The 15,935-nt window shown below is 66.6% G+C and carries 17 protein-coding genes; 5 read left to right on the top strand and 12 right to left on the bottom strand.

The genetic code is table 11. The features are described 5' to 3' along the window. Positions 1 to 16: 16 nt before the first annotated feature. The gene (locus tag AC57B8_RS10685; RefSeq protein ID WP_062478845.1) at positions 17 to 445 is read right to left on the bottom strand and encodes a CopD family protein; all 429 of its coding nucleotides are present in this window, start codon (positions 443 to 445) and stop codon (positions 17 to 19) included. 337 nt (positions 446 to 782) lie between these two features. Between AC57B8_RS10685 and hemB the strand changes: the two genes are divergently transcribed. Together hemB and AC57B8_RS10675 are read left to right on the top strand one after the other, a co-directional pair. Further along, entirely contained in the window at positions 783 to 1,796 is a 1,014-nt protein-coding gene (gene hemB, locus AC57B8_RS10680; protein ID WP_235944285.1) for a porphobilinogen synthase, read from the top strand. Positions 1,797 to 1,871: 75 nt separating this feature from the next. Further along, positions 1,872 to 3,017: a magnesium transporter CorA family protein gene (locus AC57B8_RS10675; protein WP_496479590.1), complete on the top strand. Its 1,146-nt coding sequence runs from the start codon at positions 1,872 to 1,874 to the stop codon at positions 3,015 to 3,017. 104 nt (positions 3,018 to 3,121) lie between these two features. Here AC57B8_RS10675 and AC57B8_RS10670 read toward each other — a convergent pair whose 3' ends face one another. Next, positions 3,122 to 3,490 carry a hypothetical protein gene (locus AC57B8_RS10670; RefSeq protein ID WP_062478764.1) on the bottom strand — a complete coding sequence of 123 codons (369 nt, stop codon included), beginning with the start codon at positions 3,488 to 3,490 and terminating at the stop codon, positions 3,122 to 3,124. A 287-nt stretch (positions 3,491 to 3,777) separates the two neighbouring features. Between AC57B8_RS10670 and AC57B8_RS10665 the strand changes: the two genes are divergently transcribed. After that, on the top strand, positions 3,778 to 4,668 hold the full coding sequence (locus AC57B8_RS10665; RefSeq protein ID WP_062478766.1) for a LysR family transcriptional regulator: 891 nt from the start codon (positions 3,778 to 3,780) through the stop codon (positions 4,666 to 4,668). 49 nt (positions 4,669 to 4,717) lie between these two features. On the opposite strand, the gene AC57B8_RS10660 is transcribed toward AC57B8_RS10665, so the two are convergent. Together AC57B8_RS10660 and AC57B8_RS10655 are read right to left on the bottom strand one after the other, a co-directional pair. After that, a complete protein-coding gene (locus tag AC57B8_RS10660) occupies positions 4,718 to 5,401 on the bottom strand; it encodes a dienelactone hydrolase family protein (RefSeq protein ID WP_070061880.1) in 684 nt (227 codons plus the stop codon). A gap of 54 nt (positions 5,402 to 5,455) precedes the next feature. Next, positions 5,456 to 6,055, bottom strand: coding sequence for a 2-hydroxychromene-2-carboxylate isomerase (locus AC57B8_RS10655; protein WP_062478772.1), 600 nt, complete (start codon positions 6,053 to 6,055; stop codon positions 5,456 to 5,458). A gap of 144 nt (positions 6,056 to 6,199) precedes the next feature. Between AC57B8_RS10655 and AC57B8_RS10650 the strand changes: the two genes are divergently transcribed. Then, entirely contained in the window at positions 6,200 to 6,946 is a 747-nt protein-coding gene (locus AC57B8_RS10650) for an SDR family oxidoreductase (RefSeq protein ID WP_159279502.1), read from the top strand. 3 nt (positions 6,947 to 6,949) lie between these two features. Beyond that, positions 6,950 to 7,603 (top strand): MarC family protein, encoded by a 654-nt coding sequence (locus AC57B8_RS10645; RefSeq protein ID WP_099793548.1) that lies wholly within the window; start codon positions 6,950 to 6,952, stop codon positions 7,601 to 7,603. Positions 7,604 to 7,609: 6 nt separating this feature from the next. On the opposite strand, the gene AC57B8_RS10640 is transcribed toward AC57B8_RS10645, so the two are convergent. From AC57B8_RS10640 to AC57B8_RS10605, 8 genes are all read right to left on the bottom strand, one after another. Beyond that, the gene (locus AC57B8_RS10640) at positions 7,610 to 8,071 is read right to left on the bottom strand and encodes an EVE domain-containing protein (protein WP_496479589.1); all 462 of its coding nucleotides are present in this window, start codon (positions 8,069 to 8,071) and stop codon (positions 7,610 to 7,612) included. A gap of 74 nt (positions 8,072 to 8,145) precedes the next feature. Then, a complete protein-coding gene (locus AC57B8_RS10635; protein ID WP_062478783.1) occupies positions 8,146 to 9,312 on the bottom strand; it encodes an ABC transporter substrate-binding protein in 1,167 nt (388 codons plus the stop codon). 32 nt (positions 9,313 to 9,344) lie between these two features. Beyond that, positions 9,345 to 11,201 carry an AMP-dependent synthetase/ligase gene (locus tag AC57B8_RS10630; RefSeq protein ID WP_496479588.1) on the bottom strand — a complete coding sequence of 619 codons (1,857 nt, stop codon included), beginning with the start codon at positions 11,199 to 11,201 and terminating at the stop codon, positions 9,345 to 9,347. An 8-nt stretch (positions 11,202 to 11,209) separates the two neighbouring features. Next, positions 11,210 to 11,983 carry an ABC transporter ATP-binding protein gene (locus AC57B8_RS10625; protein ID WP_056576626.1) on the bottom strand — a complete coding sequence of 258 codons (774 nt, stop codon included), beginning with the start codon at positions 11,981 to 11,983 and terminating at the stop codon, positions 11,210 to 11,212. A gap of 277 nt (positions 11,984 to 12,260) precedes the next feature. Beyond that, entirely contained in the window at positions 12,261 to 13,079 is an 819-nt protein-coding gene (locus AC57B8_RS10620; protein ID WP_062478788.1) for an ABC transporter ATP-binding protein, read from the bottom strand. Then, positions 13,076 to 14,152 carry a branched-chain amino acid ABC transporter permease gene (locus AC57B8_RS10615; RefSeq protein WP_062478791.1) on the bottom strand — a complete coding sequence of 359 codons (1,077 nt, stop codon included), beginning with the start codon at positions 14,150 to 14,152 and terminating at the stop codon, positions 13,076 to 13,078. Before AC57B8_RS10615 ends, AC57B8_RS10620 begins: the two co-directional genes overlap by 4 nt. Before the next feature lie 7 nt (positions 14,153 to 14,159). Further along, complete coding sequence (locus AC57B8_RS10610) at positions 14,160 to 15,035, bottom strand: branched-chain amino acid ABC transporter permease (protein ID WP_070061875.1); 876 nt, start codon at positions 15,033 to 15,035, stop codon at positions 14,160 to 14,162. A gap of 21 nt (positions 15,036 to 15,056) precedes the next feature. Further along, positions 15,057 to 15,887, bottom strand: coding sequence for a helix-turn-helix domain-containing protein (locus tag AC57B8_RS10605; RefSeq protein WP_369645464.1), 831 nt, complete (start codon positions 15,885 to 15,887; stop codon positions 15,057 to 15,059). Positions 15,888 to 15,935: the final 48 nt, after the last annotated feature.

Here is a 15,935-nt window from a genome sequence, read left to right as displayed (position 1 = left end):
TACCGTCGACACGGGCTCAGAAGGGCTTCACCACCACCAGGATCACGATGCCCAGCAGCAGCAGCACGGGCAGCTCGTTGAACCAGCGGTACCAGCGGTCGCTGCGACGGTTGCCGCCCGCCGCGAAACGGCGCAGCAGCACGCCGCAGCCATGGTGGTAGCCGATGGCCACCAGCACCAGGGCCAGCTTGGCGTGCATCCAGCCGTTGCCCGGGCCGCGCCCGATGCCGTAGCCCAGCCAGAGCCAGGCGCCGAACACCAGCGCCGGCACCGCCAGGAAGGTGGTGAACCGCAGCAGCTTGCGCGCCATCAGGAGCAGGCGCTCACGCTCCGCGACCGACTCGGGGGGCACCATCGCCAGGTTGACGAAGATGCGCGGCAGATAGAACAGCCCCGCAAACCAGCTGGCAATGAAAACAATGTGAAGAGATTTGACCCAGAGCATGGCGGCAGTTTAGTGGTGGCTGCACACTGACCCCTCTTCGGGGCCCTTTGCCAAGGTTTCGGGCAAAAAAAAGCCCGACGTCTTCACGTCGGGCTGGGAAGCCCTTTTGCTGTCACACATCAAGGCACCCGCTCAGGGAGGAAAAGCGGGGAGCGGCAAGCCGCCCGCTTCAGAATTTAACAAAGACGAAACAAGGTTTCAAGCGATTGAGGCAGTTTCTTTGACTTTTACAACAAAAATCTAGAACTTAAGTTCTATTAATTTCCGTAGTTGTCAGACAACTTGCCTCCAGCAGCGCTGGGCTGCGATTTCGCGCTTCAGGCACAATTTTAGATATATGACGTCACCATTTTCCCCGCTCGCGATGTTCCCCGCCGGCCGCCCACGACGGCTGCGCCGCGATGCCTTCACCCGCAACCTGGTGCGCGAGCATGCGCTGACGACGAACGACCTGATCTACCCGGTGTTCGTGCAGGAAGGCGAGAAGCGCCGCGACGCCGTGCCCTCGATGCCCGGCGTGGACCGCCTGAGCCTCGACCTGCTGCTGCCCGTGGCCGAGCAGTGCGTGCAGGCCGGCATCCCGGTGATGGCGCTGTTCCCGGTGATCGACGCCAGCCTCAAGACGCCCGCGGGCGACGAGGCCTTCAACCCCGACGGGCTGATTCCCCGCGTGGTGGCCGCCCTCAAGGCGCGCTTCCCCGAGCTGGGCGTGATGACCGACGTGGCGCTCGACCCCTACACCAGCCACGGCCAGGACGGCCTGCTCGACGACACCGGCTACATCCTCAACGACGCGACCGTTGAAGTGCTTGTGAAGCAGGCACTCACACAATCGCAAGCTGGCGTCGATATTGTGGCACCGAGCGACATGATGGACGGCCGCATCGGCGCGATCCGCACCGCGCTCGAAGCCCGAGGCGACATCCACACGCGCATCATGGCCTACAGCGCCAAGTACGCCAGCGCCTTCTACGGCCCCTTCCGTGACGCTGTCGGCTCGTCCGCGACGCTCGGCAAGAGCAACAAGAAGGTCTACCAGATGGACCCCGGCAACAGCGACGAAGCCCTGCGCGAGGTCGCCATCGACATCGCCGAAGGCGCCGACATGGTCATGGTGAAGCCCGGCATGCCCTACCTGGACATCGTGCGCCGCGTGAAGGACGAGTTCCGCGTGCCGACCTTCGCCTACCAGGTGAGCGGCGAGTACGCCATGCTGAAGGCCGCGGCCCAGAACGGCTGGCTCGACCACGACGCCGTGGTGCTCGAAAGCCTGCTGGCCTTCAAGCGCGCCGGCGCCGACGGCGTGCTGACCTACTTCGCGCTTGACGCCGCCCGGTTGCTACAAAAATAATAGCTACTGCGGCATGCCTGCCGCACCTCCACGGCACTTCTGGCGTGGAAGAAGAACCACCGGGGGCGAGTGTCCATGCGCATCTTCGAAATCAGCCGCTCGCAGGTCAGCGAGCACGCCTCGCTGGCGCCGCTGGCCGTGCCGGGCGCCTGCGCCGCCGCCAGCTACCTCTGGATTTCGCTGACGCGCGACGAATTCCGCGCCGCCCAGCCCGAGGTGCAGCAGATCCTGCAGACGCTGTGCCAGACCCAGCTGGTCGACCTGCACGTGGCCGACCTGCTCAACGACCAGTTGCCCTCGCACTACGACTACACCTCGCTGTACGACGTGCTGGTGTTCCGCCGCCTGGCCACGGGCAACGGCGCTGAAACCGGCAACACCAGCGAGCCTTCGCTGCCGCAACGCCCGTCGCGTGGCGGCCCGCCGGTGCTGCGCCGCATCGACACCCGCCCCGTCGGCTTCGCGGTGTTCGACCGCGTGCTGCTCTCGGTGCACCCCGAGGACGGCACGGTGCGCGACGCCTTCGCCGCCCGGCTGCTGGCGGCCGCCTCGTCCGACGACCGCGGCACGCCGGCGCTCGACGTGCGCGCCACCTCGGCCCGCCTGCCGGCCAGCCCCGCCGACCTGATGCTGCGCATCGTCAACCTGATCGTCGACGGCTACCTCGACATGCGGCGCGAGCTCACGAAGCAGCTCGACCACTGGCAGACCGAGCTCATCGACCCGCGCAGCCGCTTCACCAACTGGAGCGCGCTGATGGAGGCGCGCCAGTCGCTGCACCGCCTCGACGAGATCTGCGAAGACCAGCGCGCCGCCATGCAGGACTGGATCGATTCGCTCGAAACCCTGCCCGTGCCGCAGGGCGAGACCGCGCAGCGCGAGCGCGACCTGATCATGGTGCGCAGCCGCGACGTGCTGGAGCACATCCAGCGCGTGGTGCACCACGTGCACCGGCTCGAGCAGAACGCCGAGACCGCCGTGCAGATGCACTTCAGCGTCCAGGGCCACCGGGCCAACGACATCATGCGGGTGCTGACCGTGCTCACCGCCATCTTCCTGCCGCTCAACCTCATCGCCGGCATCTTCGGCATGAACTTCGAGTTCATCCCGCTGGTGCACAAGGCGGACGGCTTCTGGATCGCGATGTCGGCCATGCTGGTCATCGCGGTGCTGCTGGTCCTGATCTTCTGGCGCAAGCGCTACCTGGCCCGCACGCGCTGAGCGCCCTCCCCGCTCCCGCGAGCGCCCATGAAAAAAGCCACGCAGATGCGTGGCTTTTCTAATCAGCTCGGGCCGCCCCGGAAGGCGGCTGGCTTCGCGGCCAATTACTTGGCGACGGCGCCCGAACCTTGCTGGGCTTGAACGCGTGCGTCCATCGGGTTCACCATGGTCGAGATGACCTTGCTGTTCACGCGCGAACCCGAGGTCACGTTCTGGTCGGGAGCGTAGGCGGTGCGGATGGCTTCGGCTTCGACGATCGAACGGTCCTTCGACACGGCCACGGTTTCCGCGCCGCGCGAACCGCGCACGACGTTCTGGTTCGGGGCTGCGGCGGTGCGCTGGGCTTCGGCGTTGACTTCGTCGCGGCTCTTGGACGAGATCACTTGGGTCACGCCTTGGTACGTCTCGGCTTGGGCGCCGGTGGCGGCCAGGAGGGTCAGGGCGGCGGCTGCGAAAATGTGCGAAGTCTTCATGTCTGTTCCTTGTGTTCGGCTAGATGGGATGTCCACCAGGCTTGCACGTTGGCTCGCCTGTGCGGCGAGTGTCAGCCGGAATTCCTTCGGGAAAACACTCGGTTCAGAGACACGGTGTTTCCTGTAGCGAAACAATCAGTCAACAAAGTCGTGCACGCAAAAAAACCGGGCACGCGCCGCCTGACTGCTTCCGGCTTACACCAGAACCCCGCGCCGGTCCTATCCGGCAAAACCCCCGAGAATCGACACACCGCGCTCCCTCGCGAAAAACAACGGGTTTCACTGACATGGACAGTCTCGATCTGATCAAAACCTTCCGGGAAGTCGCCTCGCACGGCAGCTTCTCCCAGGCCGCCAAGCGGCTCGACATGTCGAAGGCCACGGTCAGCAAGTACGTCGCCGAACTCGAGACCCGCTTCGGCGTGCGCCTGCTCAACCGCTCCACGCGTTCCGTCAGCCTCACCGACGCCGGCCAGCTGCTGCTCGAGCGCAGCACCCCGATGCTCGAAATGGTCGAGCTCACCCAGGCCGAGTTGCAGGAGCGCGCCAGCCAGCCCGGCGGCCGGCTGCGCATCTCGGCGCCGCACGGCATGGGCAACGGCGAGTTCCCCGACCTGCTGGCCGACTTCATGCGCCACTACCCCGACGTGAGCATCAGCCTGCAGCTGACCAACCGCACCGTCGACCTCGCCGAGGAAGGCATCGACGTCGACATCCGCAGCGGCCCGGTGGAAGACGCCAACCTCATCGTGCGCAAGCTGCGGCTCATCCACATGGTGGTCTGCGCCTCGCCGGTCTACTGGAAGAAGCACGGCAAGCCCGCGCACCCGCAGGAGCTCGCCCAGCACGAGGCGCTGACCCATTCGCTGCTGGGCACGCAGCCCGCGTGGCGCTTCGATGACAACGGCCAGCCGCTGGACGTGCAGGTCAAGAGCCGCATGGACTGCACCGAAGGCGCGCCGCTGATCCGCGTCGCGATGCGCGGCTTCGGCGTGATCTACCTGCCCTCGCTGCTCGTGCAGTCGCACATCGACAGCGGCGAGCTGGTGCCGGTGCTCGAAGGCTATGCGCGCAAGGACATGTGGCTGTCGGCCGCCTACCTGCAGCGGCGCCACAACAGCGCAGCGCTGCGCGCGCTGCTCGACTTCCTGCAGACCCGGGTCGGCGCCAAGAAATAGAAATGAAAAAAGCCCGGCACTGCCGGGCTTTTGCTTGAAGCGTGCCGGATCAGCCGACGTGCTTGGCAAAGAAGGCCAGCACACGCTCACGCGCCGGCTTCGCCGCCTCGGCGTTGTACGAGCCGCGCTGGTCGCAGTTGAAGCCGTGGTCGGCTTCGTAGACATGCACTTCCACCTCGGGGTGCGCCTTCTTGAAGGCCTCGATGGTGTCCAGCGGAATCCAGTGGTCGCGGTTGCCGAACTGCGCGAGCACCGGCACCTTCGGCTGGCGCGCGCTTTCTTCCGGCGTCGTCATGCCGCCGCCGTAATAGGGCGCGGCTGCGGCCAGGCCCGGCAGCAGGGCCGCGGCGCGCCAGACCAGCAGGCCGCCCCAGCAGTAACCGACGATGCCGACCTTGCCCGCCTTCGAGGCGTAGGCGATCGCGGCTTCGAGGTCCTGCAGCACGCCGGGCGCAGGCAGCGCCTCGACCGCAGTCTTGTAGCCGAAGCCGGTCTTCATGTCGTCGTCGCTGTAGCCCAGCTCGACGCCGGGCTTGACGCGGTGGAAGGTCGACGGCGCCACGGCCAGGTAGCCGTCGGCCGCATAGCCGTCGGCCACCGAGCGGATGTGCGAGTTCACGCCGAAGATTTCCGGCACCACCACCACGGCGCCGCGCGGCGTGCCCGCGGGCTCGGCCACGTAGGCGGGAAAGGTGAAGCCATCCTTGGCGGTGAGGTCGATGAATTGGCCCATGGGGTTCTCCTGAAACGATGGAATGAAAAAGAAAAAGCGGGTCGGCTTGCGCCGTTACGCGCGCAGCGCCCGCTCGACGAAATCGAGCCGGTCCTGGCCCCAGAAGATCTCGCCGTCGATCACGTAGCTCGGCGCGCCGAACACCTGGATGTCGATCGCTTCCTGCGTGTAAGCCTCGTAACGCTCCTGCACCGCCTGGCTCTGCGATTGCTCGGCGCGCTTGGCCGGCAGCCCGCATTCCGCGACCAGGGCTTCGAGCAGGTTCGGGTCGCCGATGTTCCGCTCCTGCACCCACACGGCCGCGAACACCGCCGCGCTGATGCGCATCGCGGCCTCGGTGCCGTCGTGCATGTCGACCGCGATGATCAGCCGCGCCGCATCGTCGCCGGCCACCGGAAAGAACTTCGGCTTCGGGTTCAGCGGCAGGCCCAGGTGCTTCGAGAAACGCGCCAGTTCGAGCAGCCGGTAGGCCTGGCGCTGCGGTGCGCGCTTGCCCAGCGGCAGCCCGCCCGACACGGGGAACACGCTGCCCATGTCGATGGGCCGCACGCGCACGGTGGCACCGGCGGCCGCGGCGATGGCGGCAAAGCGGGTATGCCCCAGATAGGTCCACGGGCTCTGTGGCGCAAAGTAATAGTCGATGGTCTTGTGCATTCAGTAACCTCCGTGCTGCGCACTGCGGTGCGAGCTGGCTTGGGGCGGCGCGGCGCGGTGCTCGTGCTCATGCGCCAGCCCTCGGTGATGTAATCCAGGCCGTCGGTTTTAACTGACGCACAGTTTCTCTGCAGGAGGTGGGATTTGGACCAGGTGCTCTTGATCACCGGCGGTGGGCGCGGCATTGGTGCCGCCACGGCCTTGCTCGCCGCGAAGCGCGGCTATGCCGTGGCCGTGAACTACGCCAGCAACTCGCTGGCCGCCGACGAGGTGGTGCGCACCATCCGCGCGGGCGGCGGCACCGCCATGGCGGTGCAGGCCGACGTGGGCGACGAGGCCCAGGTGCTCGCGATGTTCGCGAAGGTCGACGCCAAGCTCGGGCGCCTCACGGCGCTCGTGAACAACGCCGGCGTGGTCGATGTGCAGGCGCGCGTCGACGAGATGAGCGTGGCGCGGCTGGAGCGCATGTTCCGCATCAACGTGATCGGCAGCTTCGTCTGCGCGCGCGAGGCGGTGAAGCGCATGAGCACGAAGCACGGCGGCGAAGGCGGCGCCATCGTCAACATCTCCAGCGGCGCCGCACGCATCGGCTCGCCCGGCCAGTACGTCGACTACGCGGCCAGCAAGGCAGCCATCGACACCCTGACCATCGGCCTGGCCAAGGAAGTGGCCGACGAAGGCATCCGCGTGAACGCGGTGCGCCCCGGCGTGATCGACACCGACATCCACGCCTCCGGCGGCCAGCCTGGCCGCGCCGCCGAGATGGGCCCAGGCGTGCCGATGAAGCGCAGCGGCACCGCCGAAGAAATTGCCGGTGCCGTCCTGTGGCTGCTCTCGCCCGAGGCCAGCTATACCACCATGGCCCTGCTCGACGTGACCGGAGGACGCTGAGCCATGAGCACCTCCATGGACCTCATCAAGCCGCTGGTCACGCTGGTGGCCATCGTCAACCCGCTGGCCATCGTGCCCTTCTTCATCCACTACACGCAGGACTACTCCGACGCCCAGCGCAAGCGCACGGTGCGCATGTCGGCCTTCAGCGCCTTCGTGGTGATTGCCGTGAGCGCGCTCATCGGGCTGCAGCTGCTGTCCTTCTTCGGCATCTCGATCGCGAGCTTCCAGGTCGGCGGCGGGCTGCTGCTGCTCATGAGCTCGATCTCGATGCTCAACGCGCAACCGGCCGAGAGCAAGACCAACGTCGATGAGTTGCGCGCCACCGAAGTGAAGGCGTCGATGGGCGCCTCCATCGCGGTGGTGCCGCTCACGATTCCGCTGCTCACCGGCCCGGCCGCCATCTCCACCGTAGTGATCTACGCCGACAAGACGCAGCACCTGTGGGAGCTGGGGCTGCTGGTCGGCTATGGCGTGGTCGTAGCGCTGGCGACCGCACTGGCGTTTTCGCTCGCGCAGCCGATCGCGCGGGTGCTCGGCAAGACCGGCATCAACATCATGACGCGGCTGATGGGCCTGATCCTCGCGGCGCTCGCGGTCGAGGTGATGGCCGACGGGCTCGGCAAGCTGTTCCCGATCCTGTCGAAAGTCGCCTGAACAGGTTCAGGCCAGCATCTTCTCGATGACCTTCCAGTGCGCCGGCTCCACCGGCGTGATCGACAGCCGGTTGCCCTTGCGCAGGATGACCAGATCGGCCAGCTCGGGCTTGGCGCGCAGCTCGGGCAACGCCAGCAGCCGCGTCTTGCGCAGCGCCTGCACGTCGACCAGCAGCCAGCGCGGGTCTTCCTTCTTCGCGCCGGCGTCGTAGTACGGCGACTTGGGGTCGAACTGCGTCGGGTCGGGTTGGATGCCCGAGGCCACGCGCGCGATGCCGGCAATGCCGGGCTCGGGGCAGCTCGAGTGATAGAACAGCACGCCGTCGCCGACCTTCATGCCGTCGCGCATGAAGTTGCGCGCCTGGTAGTTGCGCACGCCGGTCCACGCCACGGTGGCATCGGGCGCGGCGAGGGCATCGTCGATCGAGACCTCGTTGGGCTCGGATTTCATCAACCAGTACTGGGGCATGGCGGCAGTCTCGCGAAGGGGATTTCGCGGAATATAGCCGCTCGCCCCGAGCACGGTACCGGGGCGGCGCTGGCTTACGGCGTCACGTAGTCAGAGACGACGACCCACTTGCCGTCCTTGATCTGCGACAGCCGCGACTGGTCGTTGCCCAGGCGCTTGGTGGCGGTGTAGGTGCTCTTCGGGCTGCCGAACATGTCGGGCTCGAAGGTGATGCTGTCCATCGCCTTGATGAAGCTGTCGGTCGTCAGGTTCGGGCCGGCCTTGGTCGCGGCCTTGATGAACGAGTCGATGATCACGTAGCCGTACACCGAGAACACGGTCGGGTCTTCGTTGAACTTGGTCTTGTACTTGTTGGCCCAGAAGCGCAGCGGCTGCGACTGCTCGTCGGTGTAGGGGTTCTGCACCGTCATGGTGGCGTACACGCCGTCCATGGCCTTGCCGCCGAGTTTGTGGATCAGGTCGGTATACGCCGCGCTCGAACCCAGGAAGGTCGGGTTGAAGCCGGTCTTGCGCGACTCGCCCACCGTGCCGATGGTCTCGCGGATGATGGTGCCGAGCACCACGAGGTCGCAGTTGGCGGCCTTCATCTTGGCGACCTGCGAGCTGAAGTCGGTGGCGCCGCGCTTGAACGAGGTCTTCTCGGCCAGCTCCATGCCCGCGGCCTTCAGGCCGGCCTCGGCGCCACGCTGCACTTCGAGGCCGAACTCGTCGTCCTGGTAGATCGTGCAGACCTTCTTGGCGCCCTTGTCCTTGATCATCTTGGGCAGCGCCAGGCGGATCTGGTCGTAATAGGTGGCCGCGAACGAGTACTTCAGCCGGTTCAGCGGCTCGTACATTTCGCGCGCCGCCGTGATGGGCATGTAGTTGACGACGTTCTTGTCGAACTGCACCGGCATCGCCGCCATGTTCTGCGCCGTGCCGATGTGGCCGGCCATGATGAAGATCTTTTCCTGGTTGACCAGCTTCTGCGCCGCCAGCACCGCCTTCTTCGGGTCGTAGCCCGAGTCTTCGACGAAGAGCTTGAGCTTGCGGCCGTTGAGCGTGCCCTGCTCGTTGAGCTCGTCCACGCGCAGCTGCATGCCGTTGCGCGCCTGCTTGCCGAAGCCCGCCAGCGGACCCGACAGGTCCTGGATGGTGCCGATGCGGATCTCGTCCTTGCTCACGCCCTGCTGCTGCGCGGACGCGAGCGTCGCGATCAAGCCCAGCACGGCCAGCGTCGTCAATGTCTTGAGCTTCGTCATAGCGTTGTCTCCTCGGGTTGGCAAAAAAGAGGTCAGCGGTACATGGCGTCGATGCGCTGCGCGTACTTGGTCTGCACCAGCTTGCGCTTGAGCTTCATCGTGGGCGTGAGCTCCTCGTCCTCGGCGCTCAGTTGCGTCTCGAGCAGGAAGAACTTCTTGATCTGCTCGACGCGCGCGAACTTGGCGTTGACGCGATCGATCTCGCCCTGGATCAGGTCCTGCACTTCCTGCGTGCGTGTCAGGCTCTCGTAGTTGCTGAACGGCACGTCGTGGTCCTGCGCGAATTTCTCGACGTTCTCCTGGTCGATCATGACGATCACCGTGAGGTAGGGCCTCTTGTCGCCGATCACCACGGCATCGGTGATGTAGAGGCTGAACTTGAGCTCGTTCTCCAGCTCGCTCGGGGTCACGTTCTTGCCGCCTGCCGTGATGATGATGTCTTTCATCCGGTCGGTGATGCGGAAATACCCGTCCTCGTCCATCACGCCCACGTCGCCCGTGTGCAGCCAGCCGTCGGCGTCGATGGTCTCGGCCGTCTTCTCGGGCAGATTGAGGTAACCCATGAAGACGTTGGGGCCGCGCACCAGGATCTCGTTGGTGGCCGGATCGATGCGCACCTCGTTGTAGCCCGTGGCCGGGCCGATGGAGCCGGGCTTGATGCGGGTGACGGGCACGGCCGTGGAGGCACCGCACGACTCCGTCATGCCCCACACCTCGAGCATGGGCACGCCCAGCGCGAGGTACCACTTGACCAGCTCGGGCGAAATGGGCGCCGCGCCGGTCACGAGAAAGCGCGCGCGGTGGATGCCGATGAGCTTGCGCGCGTTGTCCAGCGCCAGCAGCCGCGCCAGCCGGAACTTCAGGCGCAGCCCCGTGCCGATCTCCTGGCCCGCGAGCACCTTGTTGGCGATGGTCTCGCCCACGCCGATGCTCCAGTGGTAGGCGGCCTGCTGCAGCGGGCTGGCTTCCTTCAGCGCGATCATCACGCCCGAATAGAACTTCTCCCACACGCGCGGCACGCCGGTGAACACCGTGGGCGCGATCTCGCGCACGTTCTCGGGCACCGTCTCGGGGTTCTCGACGAAGTTGAGGATCGAGCCCGTGTACATCGCGAAGTACTCGCCGCCCATGCGCTCGGCGATGTGGCACAGCGGCAGGAAGCACATGCGCTCGTCTTTCTCGTCCTGCGCGATGAGCGTGTTGTAGCCGCGCGCGGTGTACACCAGCCCCGCGTGGCTGTGCATGGCGCCCTTGGGCTTGCCGGTGGTGCCCGAGGTGTAGACCAGAATCGCCAGGTCTTCGGGTCGGCAGGCCGCCACGCTGCGCTCCACCGCCTGCGGGTCGCCCGCCAGGTGCGTGCGGCCGAGGGCGCGCAGCGCATCGAGGCTCATCACGCCCGGGTCATCGAGCTCGCGCAGGCCATCCATGTCGAACACGACCACGCGGCGCAGGCCGGGCAGGCTGGCGCGCACCTCGAGCGCCTTGTCGAGCTGCTCGTCGTCTTCCACGAAGAGCACCGTGGTGCGCGAGTCTTCGCACAGGTACTGCACCTGCGAGGCGGCGTCGGTCGGGTAGATGCCGTTGGAGACGCCGCCGCAGCTGAGCACGGCCAGGTCGGCCAGCACCCATTCGATGACGGTGTTCGAAAGAATGGACGCGCACTCGCCGCGCGTGAAGCCGATGGCCTGCAGCCCGGCCGCGATCTCGCGCACGGCCTCGGCCGTCTGGCGCCAGCTCCAGCTGCGCCAGATGCCCAGCTCCTTCTGCCGCATCCAGATGTTGTCGCCGCGCTGGCGCACGGCGTTCCAGAACATGGCCGAGAGCGTGTCGCCGGGCACGAGGATGTCGTGGCCGGGTTCGATGGTTCGCAGATCCCAGAGTCCTTGCATGGCGACGGCTACCTCCAGGTCTTCTTCTTTTTCCAGCGCCGCTCGCCGCGCACGCCGTCGTCCTTGACACCCAGGTAGAACTCCTTGATGTCGTCCTTCTCGCGCAGACGTTCGCACGAGTCTTCCATCACGATGCGGCCGTTCTCCAGCACGTAGCCGTGGTCGGCGGCGTTGAGCGCCATGTTCGCGTTCTGCTCCACCAGCAGGATGGTGGTGCCGCGCTCGCGATTGATGCGCACCACGATCTCGAAGATTTCCTTGGTGAGCTTGGGGCTCAGGCCCAGGCTGGGTTCGTCCAGAAGAATGAGGTGCGGCGCCGCCATGATGGCGCGCGAGATGGCCAGCATCTGCTGCTGCCCGCCCGAGAGCAGGCCGGCGTCCTGCGTGGCGCGCTCGCGCAGGATCGGGAAGTAGGTGAAGACGGTCTCGATGTCCCGCGCCACGCCGTCGCGGTCCTTGCGCGTGTAGGCGCCCATCAGCAGGTTGTCCTTCACCGACAGCAGCGGAAACACCTCGCGCCCTTCGGGCACGTGGCTCAGCCCCTGCTGCACGATGAAGGCCGGGTCTTTCGCCGTGATGTCCTGCCCCTGGAACTCGATGCTGCCCTTGCGCGGATCGATGATCCCCGAGATGGTCTTGAGGATCGTCGTCTTGCCCGCGCCGTTGGAGCCGAGCACCGTCGCGATCTCGCCCTTGCGCACCTTCAGGCTCACGCCCCGGATGGCCTTGATCGGGCCGTAGGCGCTTTCGACGTTGAGCAGCTGGAGTACGACGTCGCTCATGCGCGCACTCCCTGGTTCAAGGCGCAACATTCGGAACGCCCAGAGCCCTCACGCCACCACGAAGCCCGGTGTGCGGTGCGGCGTGGGCGCCCCCTCTGTGCCGCCGAGGAGCGCAGCGTTTCGCGGATCAGGGCTCGCAGCTGTTTGAGCGAAGCGAGTTCTGCGAGACCCCGCGAAACGCGAGCACCGCAGGGGAGCCGCGAAGCGGCCGGCACAGTGGGGGCGACCGCGCCGTGCCGCGCACCGGGCGTCTCCAAAGGGGTAACGAAGAAGCAAGTCACGCCACCACCCTCCGCAAACTGCTCACGTCATCCACAGTCCCAAGGTAAGCCTCGATCACCCGCGGATCGGCTTGCACCTCACGCGGAGACCCCGTAGCCAGCACCTCGCCCTGATTCATCGCCAGCACCCGATCCGACACCTTGGAAACCAGCGACATGTCGTGCTCGACCATCAGCACCGACACCCCCAGCTCATGCTGGATGTCCTGAATCCAGAACGCCATGTCCGCCGTCTCCTCGACATTGAGCCCCGAGGAAGGCTCGTCGAGCAACAGCAGCTTGGGCTCGGTGCACAGCGCGCGCGCCAGCTCCACCACCTTGCGCACGCCGTAGGGCAGCCCCGCCACCATCGAGTCGCGGTAGTGCTGCAGGTCGAGCAGGTCGATCACCTGCTCCGCCTTCTCGCGCGCCGCGATCTCGGCGCGGCGCGTGGCCGGCGTGAAGAACACCTCGCTCCAGAAGCCCGTCTGCCGGTGCGTGTGGCGCCCGATCAGCAGGTTGTGCAGCACCGTCGCATGCTCGAACAGCTCGATGTTCTGGAAGGTGCGTGCAATGCCCAGTGCGGCAATCGCGTGCGGTGCCTGCTGCGTGAGCGCGATCGCCCCGCCCGCCTCGCCATGCCAGGTGATCTCGCCCGTGGTCGGCGTGTAGATGCGGCTGATGAGGTTGAACACCGTCGTCTTGCCCGCGCCGTTCGGGCCGATGAGCGTGAACACCTCGCCGCGCCGAACATCGAAGCTCACCTTGTTGACCGCGAGCACGCCGCCGAAGCGCACGCTCAGGTCTTTCGCGGAAAGAAGGACGTCGTTGCTCATCTCAGCCGGTCCGATTTGGTGAACGACTTCTGCCGCTTGAACAGCCCCTTGCGGTAGAACGGGAAGAGTTGCAGCCAGGTGCGGATCTTGAGCCAGCGCCCGTACAGCCCCAGCGGCTCGAACAACACGAAGGCGATCAGCACCAGCCCGTACACCAGCCCCTGCAGGCCGGGCGCCTGGCCGACCACCGCCGGCAGCCAGTCCTTGCCCATCGAGATCAGCTGCGGCATCGCGATGAGAAAGATGGCGCCGAGGAACGCGCCGTGCACCGAGCCCAGCCCGCCGATCACCACCATCAGCAGCAGGTCGATCGACTGCAGGATGTTGAACTGGTCCGGCGAGATGAAGCTCAGCTTGTGCGCGTACAGCGCACCGCCCAAGCCAGCGAGCGCGGCCGAGATCGCGAACGACATCGTCTTGTAGCGCGCCAGGTGGATGCCCATGCTCTGCGCCGAAATCTCCGAATCGCGGATCGCCACGAAGGCGCGCCCCGTCGGAGAGCGCAGCAGGTTCAGGATGCCCAGCGTGGACACCACCGCAACCACCAGGCACAGAAAGTAGAAGCCCTCGCCCGAGCCCAGCGACCAGCCGAACAGCTGCGGCGACTTCACATGCAGGCCCGCATTGCCGCCCGTCACGCTTTCCCAGCGCGCGAACACCTCCTCGACGATGAAGCCGAACGACAGCGTCGCGATGCCCAGGTAGATGCCCTTCACGCGCAGCGCCGGCATCGCCACCACCACGCCCACCGCCGCCGACAGCGCGGCCGACGCGAGCAGCGCGAGCGGGAACGGCACGCCCATGTTCGTCAGCACGCCCTGCGTGTACGCGCCCGTTCCGAGGAACGCCGCATGCCCGATGGAGAACTGCCCCGTGAAACCCGCCAGCAGCATCAGCCCCAGGCCGACGATGCCGTAGATCAGCACGAAGGTCAGCTGCGCGAGCCAGTACTCGTCGATGACCCACGGCGCGACGAGCAGGAAGGCCACGAGCAGGCTGTACCAGAGCACGTGGCCGCCGTGCCGCGCAAGGCGGATGTCCTGGTCGTAGCTGGTCTTGAAGATGAAGCGCATATGAGACTTACACCTTCTTGCGCAGCTTCTCGCCGAACAGACCGTTCGGCTTGATCATGAGCATCAGCAGCACCACGATGTACGGCGCCGTGTCCTTGAAACCGTCGGGCAGGTAAAAGCCCGCAAACGACTCGACGATGCCGATCACCAGCCCGCCGACGATCGCGCCCGGCAGGCTGCCGAAGCCCCCCACCACCGCCGCCGGAAAGGCCTTCAGGCCGATGAAGCCCATGTTGGCGTGCACGAAAGTGATGGGCGCCAGCAGCATGCCGGCGATGGCGGCCACCGCTGCGGCGAGCCCCCACACCAGCCCGTTGAGCCGCTTCACCGGAATGCCCATGTAGTAGGCCGCGAGCTGGTTCTGCGACGAGGCCTGCATCGCGATGCCCAGCTTGCTGTAGCGGAACATGGCGTACAGCAGGCCGCACAGGATCGCGGTGGCCACGATGATCACGAACTGCTCCAGGTTCACCACCAGCTCGCCGAGCTTCCAGATCTGGTCCTTGTAGGGCACCGCCAGCGTGTGGGTGTCGGTGCCGATGCCCGGCACCATGGTGATCAGGCCGCGCGCCACGTAGGCGATGCCGATGGTCAGCATCACGATCGAGAACTGCGGCTGCCCGAGGATCGGGCGGATCACCACCAGCTCGAGCAGCACGCCGAAGGCCGCCATGGCCACTACGGCCAGGAGCGCCGCAAGCCAGAACGGCATGCCAAAGAGCGACATGCCCGCGAAGGCACCGAACGCGCCCAGCATCATCAGGTCGCCCTGCGCGAAGCTCACCGTTTCGGTGGCCTTGTAGATCAGCACGAAGCCCAGCGCGATGAGGCCGTAGATGCACCCTTGCGCGATGCCCGAGAGCAGGAGTTGGAGGATCTGCATGCGATGCCGTCCCGCCTGCGCTTACTGCCGGAACCCGCCGGCCGCGTCGTGCAGCGCGAGGCGGCGCGAGCCCGCCACGATGTCGCTGGGCTTGAGCCCGTAGACCTGGCGGATCGAATGGCTGAAGTGCGTGGAGTCGGGGTAGCCGGTGTCCAGCGCGATGTCGGTCAGCGTGCCGCTCTGGTGCACGTAGCGCAGCAGGCTGCGCGCGCGCTTCCAGGCCCGGAAACCGCGAAAGGCCATGCCCGTCTCCTGCTTGAACAGGTGCAAAAAGCGCGAGAACGACAGGTGCACCGAGGCCGCGCAGTCTTCCGCCGAAGCGGGCGCGGCCGGGTCGGCCACGAGCATGTCGACCACCTTGCGGATGCGCGCGTCGAGCGGGCGCGGCACGAGCGGGCCGTCGAAGAACAGCGCGTCGAAGTCGAAGCCGTCGAAGTCGATGCCGCGCGCCGAGGCCGCCAGCAGGTGGGCATGGACCTCGCGCATGCGCTGCACGAAGGCCGGCGCATCGACCGGGCCGCAATGCTGCAAAAAGGCCGGCATGCGCGCGGGATCGACCGACTCCGATTCGATCAGCAGGTTGAAGATCAGCGGGCAGGCGCTCTCGACCTGGTGCGGCACGTGCGGCGGCACCACGATGAATTCGCCGCTCTGCCAGGCCCCACCGCCGATGCGGATGCGGTTGGGCGGCGCACCGGCGGGCGACACGTACACGCCGTGCCCGCCCATGGCGCGCTCGGCCGCGGCGCCGAGCAGCCCGGCGTAGAAGACGCGCTGCGGCGTGAGCCACATGAGGCGTTCGCCCTGCCGTGCATCGCCGCCCGAAGGCGTCGACGTCCTGGTTCGCTGCATGGTGTCTGTCTCCTGCATCGGTCGACGACGTCCGACCGGGGGGTGGCG

It is taken from the genome of Variovorax sp. BGA-UO-ETr-C22 (genome assembly GCF_059567965.1).
This window is presented reverse-complemented; position numbering and strand designations above follow the sequence as displayed.

Excerpts from the sequence above, each read along its gene's own strand:
- AC57B8_RS10685 (WP_062478845.1), bottom strand. The coding sequence starts at position 445 with ATGCTCTGGGTCAAATCTCTTCACATTGTTTTCATTGCCAGCTGGTTT.
- hemB (WP_235944285.1), top strand. The coding sequence starts at position 783 with ATGACGTCACCATTTTCCCCGCTCGCGATGTTCCCCGCCGGCCGCCCA.
- AC57B8_RS10675 (WP_496479590.1), top strand. The coding sequence starts at position 1,872 with ATGCGCATCTTCGAAATCAGCCGCTCGCAGGTCAGCGAGCACGCCTCG.
- AC57B8_RS10670 (WP_062478764.1), bottom strand. The coding sequence starts at position 3,490 with ATGAAGACTTCGCACATTTTCGCAGCCGCCGCCCTGACCCTCCTGGCC.
- AC57B8_RS10665 (WP_062478766.1), top strand. The coding sequence starts at position 3,778 with ATGGACAGTCTCGATCTGATCAAAACCTTCCGGGAAGTCGCCTCGCAC.
- AC57B8_RS10660 (WP_070061880.1), bottom strand. The coding sequence starts at position 5,401 with ATGGGCCAATTCATCGACCTCACCGCCAAGGATGGCTTCACCTTTCCC.
- AC57B8_RS10655 (WP_062478772.1), bottom strand. The coding sequence starts at position 6,055 with ATGCACAAGACCATCGACTATTACTTTGCGCCACAGAGCCCGTGGACC.
- AC57B8_RS10645 (WP_099793548.1), top strand. The coding sequence starts at position 6,950 with ATGAGCACCTCCATGGACCTCATCAAGCCGCTGGTCACGCTGGTGGCC.
- AC57B8_RS10640 (WP_496479589.1), bottom strand. The coding sequence starts at position 8,071 with ATGCCCCAGTACTGGTTGATGAAATCCGAGCCCAACGAGGTCTCGATC.
- AC57B8_RS10635 (WP_062478783.1), bottom strand. The coding sequence starts at position 9,312 with ATGACGAAGCTCAAGACATTGACGACGCTGGCCGTGCTGGGCTTGATC.
- AC57B8_RS10630 (WP_496479588.1), bottom strand. The coding sequence starts at position 11,201 with ATGCAAGGACTCTGGGATCTGCGAACCATCGAACCCGGCCACGACATC.
- AC57B8_RS10625 (WP_056576626.1), bottom strand. The coding sequence starts at position 11,983 with ATGAGCGACGTCGTACTCCAGCTGCTCAACGTCGAAAGCGCCTACGGC.
- AC57B8_RS10620 (WP_062478788.1), bottom strand. The coding sequence starts at position 13,079 with ATGAGCAACGACGTCCTTCTTTCCGCGAAAGACCTGAGCGTGCGCTTC.
- AC57B8_RS10615 (WP_062478791.1), bottom strand. The coding sequence starts at position 14,152 with ATGCGCTTCATCTTCAAGACCAGCTACGACCAGGACATCCGCCTTGCG.
- AC57B8_RS10610 (WP_070061875.1), bottom strand. The coding sequence starts at position 15,035 with ATGCAGATCCTCCAACTCCTGCTCTCGGGCATCGCGCAAGGGTGCATC.
- AC57B8_RS10605 (WP_369645464.1), bottom strand. The coding sequence starts at position 15,887 with ATGCAGCGAACCAGGACGTCGACGCCTTCGGGCGGCGATGCACGGCAG.